The following is a 4527-nucleotide window of genomic DNA, read 5'->3' on the forward strand; positions in this document are numbered from 1 at the left end:
ATCGAGACTTGTCCGGTTAACTGTATTCACTGGGTTAATTATAATCAGTTGTCATCTCTTGAGGAAGAACGCAAACATCAAGTGATTAAACAGTTAGGTTTTCCTCAGATTCACAAGAAATTTAGCCCCGCAGATTTAGATTTCTAGGAAATAATAGGTGCAGCCTCATCCACCTATTATTTCCTAGCAGTCATGGCAGCGGCTCTCGATCGAATCTGCTACAGTTCTTAAATGAATACCCAACTGATTGATTCTCTCGCGCGAATTATTCTCTCTCTCTCCGAGGAAGAAAGAGAGTTACTGAATCGAAAAATTGAGAGCGAACAACGGTAAAATTTGCAGATTAACGCTCAAATTTTGGATTTAGAAAACCGTGTCAAGCAATAGGAAAATCAATATCCCATGAGTTCGGAAGAATTCTCTTCTAGATTTCGTTCCGGTGAGCTAGGGGACGCTATGGATTATTTCGAGTGGAATGTTTATTATTAAATGCTATTGGCAGCCAGAAAAGAGATAAGTTTACGATCAAATTAGATGGAGATAGCCGATTATATTCGCAAGGTTAAACGGAAATTATCTGAGAGTTTGATCGTCAACTCTTTCACGATTGTCGATGAAAGAATTTTATTCGATCGAGGCTATTTCCGAGCGAGAGTCCTTCGATTTCAGGACAACAACCGTATAAAATTGAACTACTGAGATCAATCATGAATCCTAGAGTTAAAGAAGTTATCCCTTTGCCAAACTATCAATTACAACTCATCTTTACTAATGAGGAAAAGAAAATTTATGATTGTTCATCACTGCTCGATTTTGGCATCTTTCAAGAACTTAAAAACAAGCAGTATTTTAATCAAGTAAAAATTTTAGATGGTACGGTAACTTGGCCGAACGAACAAGATATCTGTCCGGATACTCTCTATCTTGACTCCATTTCCCAAACCTAGAACAGTTCGATCGAGGAAACCCGACAACTTCGCATAAAATTTAGGAAGTATGAAAAGTAACGCTCCCACTGATCGGATTTTCTTTCGCTACAGTCTTTCTCAGAAAGATGAGGTTAGTTATTGTTGCTAAAATACTTGATGAGTAAGGATTAATTTGTACTTCATCTTTAGGAGAAAGAGTGAGAAATTTTCTATTTACCCGGTGATTGTTGTGGGGGGGGGAAAGTTAGAGGCAATCGGGGCAAAATGATAAGTATTTTATATGCAAATACCTTCAATACTTAAAAATATTTAAATTTACAATTGGTAATATTTATTTTTACTTAAGAATTTATTGAGAATAATTTCTATTTATTTACGAGATAGCAATACTTCCAGCGATTCTGGTATAATTTTGCATTATGCTATGGTGGGTTTTTGTAGTCTTTTTTGGACTTGTTAAGGTCTAGCTTGCCTTAAAACCATTGCTAAATCTAGACTTTCCCTTTTAGCCAAACCAAACACTCCCGCTAATTCTCCCTTTTTTCCCGAACAACGTTGATCTAATTTTTGTGTAGTTTTGTTGCAAAGTCAAAGTTTTTTTGACAAAATGCTTAAATTGTGGTATGAAGGGAGTGCGACGGGATTTAGCATCATCTCTAGTTCCAATGTTTCCTAAAAAAGGATATAGGTGGAATTCTCATCAACATCGACAAATATTGTCTATCTTCATAAGTAGCATGACGCTGAACCGATTTAATATTACTTAATTACTATCATAATATTTCTTCTCAAAAAAAGAGGAGAAAAAAGCAAGTTCTGCCTTTCTCTCCTCCAGTCTAGCGATTAATTAGATTGGAACAGTAGTGAGTAATCTTTGACTACTATTGACTGCTTTAGTAAGCACCGTTATTTTTGGGAAAAACCACAACACCAATAGTTCTAAAGATTACCCATATATCGGTTAACCAGTTGCGCGAATTAACGTAATACACATCCATCTGCACCCGCATGGGATAGGGGATGTCATTACGTCCAGAAACTTGCCATAAACCAGTTAAACCGGGGCGAATAGTTAAAACTTTGTCGATGCGATTGCCATACTTCTGCAATTCTTCGGGAACTAAAGGCCTCGGACCGACGACGCTCATATCTCCCCGCAGGACGTTGAAGAATTGGGGAAACTCGTCTAAACTGGTTAAGCGGAGAAACTTGCCAATCCAAGTTATGCGGGGATCGTCCTTAAGCTTGAAATTATCCTCGAATTCCGCTCGCAGTTGGGGAGAGTCTTCCATCAGTCTCTCTAATACCTTATCCGCATCCATTACCATAGTACGGAACTTGATACAGTTGAAATGCTGGAAGTTTTGACCGACGCGCTTCTGCACATAGAAGACCGGACCGGGGGAACTAATCGCGATCAGTAAGGCTAAGATTAAATAAAGCGGCGAAAAGAAAATTAGAACCGATAGGGAGAAAACGATATCGAATAATCGTTTTGAGGTATCGCCGTCTAAAGCTATTAACCAAGATTTTTGATGCCGTCTACCAGAGACCGAAGGTTTGAACCCTCGCTTCATCAAAGCTTGTAGAGCCTTGACGGAGATAAGTTGGCTATTAGCAGTCATCTTACTCCTTCACATCACACACACCACACAGTACCTATGATAAAGCCACAAGACTGAAAAAACAAGTCTTTGGGCTAATAACTGGCACTGGTCATTTTAGAGCCTTTGTACTGAAAAATCTCTAATTAGGGTTTACTGAAAAAGTTTGTTGCTGGGGTTAGGAGTCAGTAGTTAGAATTCAGGAGTCGGTATTCAGGAGTCAGGAGATTGCTTTTATGGTTCTTCGTTACTTAGTATGGTTCGATAGGGTGGCATAAATGGACTAAATCTTTATCTGGCAAGAGATTTAATTGATTAGTTCGCTCTAGATCGAAAACAATTAACAAAAATCGCCAAATGTCTTTCTCTATAAGAGTTTCATTCCTTATAACCCTGTACGTTGCATAAGACAAACCGAAGAACCGCTTTTATTTATTCTTGCCACTTCCTAATTCATAATTCCTAATTCATAATTCCCGCTCCCCTGCTTCCCGCTTCCCTGCTCTCCTATGCCTTTTAAACAGGATTTAGTAGTATAGGACGCTTTTGAACCACCAAAAATTAATTATGCAAGAGGTTTAATAAAAAATAAAAGAGCATCATTTGCTGATGCTCTTGGTGACTGAATATTTAAGTAGTTACAGCTTTGATCCTAAGGATGAAGTATGCTCTTGTGTGCGCTCGTCTCATCAGTCCTGAATTCTGGCTCCCGAAAACGAAAACTTTATACTTCATCATTTAAGATAAATCCCATACTTAGGCGGTGCGTTTTTTCATACTACCTAGTTCTCGAATGCCTAACCAACCGATCAAACTATAGGAAATCGATAGCAACATACTTTGAATACCAATTCTTAACCACTGTTTCAAAGCCTCCAAGTTGGCTTGGCTTTCTGCCTGTTTTCGCCGCTCTTGCAGCTGAGTTTGTAGCTGATTTTTGATCTCATCTAATTTCTGTTTAAATTCCTTCGGGCTTTTGGATAAATCGCGTAAATTAGTTAATTGCTCTCTTTGTTGACGGAGGGTCTGTAACTGTTCCGTGTTGATCGGTTGTCCTTGGAAACGACCAGTTTCAATCACTTGAGTTCTCTGAGAGATCTCCTGGTCTAATCGTTGGGGATTTTGCGATAGAGTATTTACCTGGGCTAAGAAAGCTTGAATTTGTCCCTCCCCCTGGTCAACACCCTGTTCAATTTGAGTCAAAGCGTTGTTTTTAATCTGGTTGATATTATTGATGTGAACGGGAATCATCAACAGAAAAACTAAACCTAACAGGGTGGAAAAAATAAAGATCGGCCAACGCAATTCAAAGCGGGATTTTCTAGGAATGACATCTTTATTGTTAGCGTCAATCCAGTAAGCGATTAAAACGAGAATGATACCGAGGAGAGGGACAATTCCTCGATCAACAAAGGTGGTGACGAACCCTACCTGCCATTGGGATTGATTGAATTGATAGGGCAGCGGCAGGATAAACCCATCCAAAAGGAAGGAAAGAATGAAAACCAATCCCGTTAATTTCAGGCACAAAGAAGTAAAGCTGTTCATCGCTGTTTCTGTAATGGTATGTCAATGAATAGATTCATTAGTCTGTTTAAAAGTTCTCGCTGGGGATTCGCGGAAGGATTTTGCCGAGAGGCAATCTGACAAACTGCAATTTCTAATTAACTTTCGCTCAGCCCCCCCGCTAAACCCTACGTTAAATCGTTCTGCTTGTCAACCCCCCTCGAGAATCGACTCTAGAAATATTACCTCAATATGGCATCGGTAAACCTATCCCTGTCAAAGAATAAAATTTTCCCAAGCTCTCAGACGAGGTTTTCCCCCGGATCTCTTACCTAAGACAGAGACTCTCAAAGAATAAAATTTTCCCAAGCTCTCAGATGAGTCCTGAATGGTTAGCCTATAGTAAAGACAGCCCCCTGAGTTGATAACAAAACCCATGCAGAAATTGGTGGAAGTTTTAGCTGATAAACAAGCTCTGATCGCAAAAT

Annotated in this window: 3 protein-coding genes and 1 pseudogene; 2 read left to right on the forward strand and 2 right to left on the reverse strand. The window is 39.2% G+C overall.

The features are described 5' to 3' along the window. Both PX484_RS16130 and PX484_RS16135 read left to right on the forward strand, forming a co-directional pair. A pseudogene (locus tag PX484_RS16130) lies at window positions 1-147 on the forward strand (ferredoxin); the annotation flags it as partial. 560 nt (window positions 148-707) lie between these two features. Continuing rightward, window positions 708-947 (forward strand): DUF2442 domain-containing protein, encoded by a 240-nt coding sequence (locus PX484_RS16135; RefSeq protein ID WP_287766886.1) that lies wholly within the window; start codon window positions 708-710, stop codon window positions 945-947. 875 nt (window positions 948-1822) lie between these two features. On the opposite strand, the gene PX484_RS16140 is transcribed toward PX484_RS16135, so the two are convergent. Both PX484_RS16140 and PX484_RS16145 read right to left on the reverse strand, forming a co-directional pair. Beyond that, window positions 1823-2554 carry an undecaprenyl-phosphate galactose phosphotransferase family protein gene (locus PX484_RS16140; RefSeq protein WP_287766884.1) on the reverse strand — a complete coding sequence of 244 codons (732 nt, stop codon included), beginning with the start codon at window positions 2552-2554 and terminating at the stop codon, window positions 1823-1825. Window positions 2555-3289: 735 nt separating this feature from the next. Then, a complete protein-coding gene (locus PX484_RS16145) occupies window positions 3290-4081 on the reverse strand; it encodes an HpsJ family protein (RefSeq protein WP_002801969.1) in 792 nt (263 codons plus the stop codon). Between the last annotated feature and the right edge of the window lie 446 nt (window positions 4082-4527).

This window comes from Microcystis sp. M49636_WE2, assembly GCF_030065375.1.
In the GTDB taxonomy this organism is placed as follows: Bacteria; Cyanobacteriota; Cyanobacteriia; order Cyanobacteriales; family Microcystaceae; genus Microcystis; species Microcystis aeruginosa_C.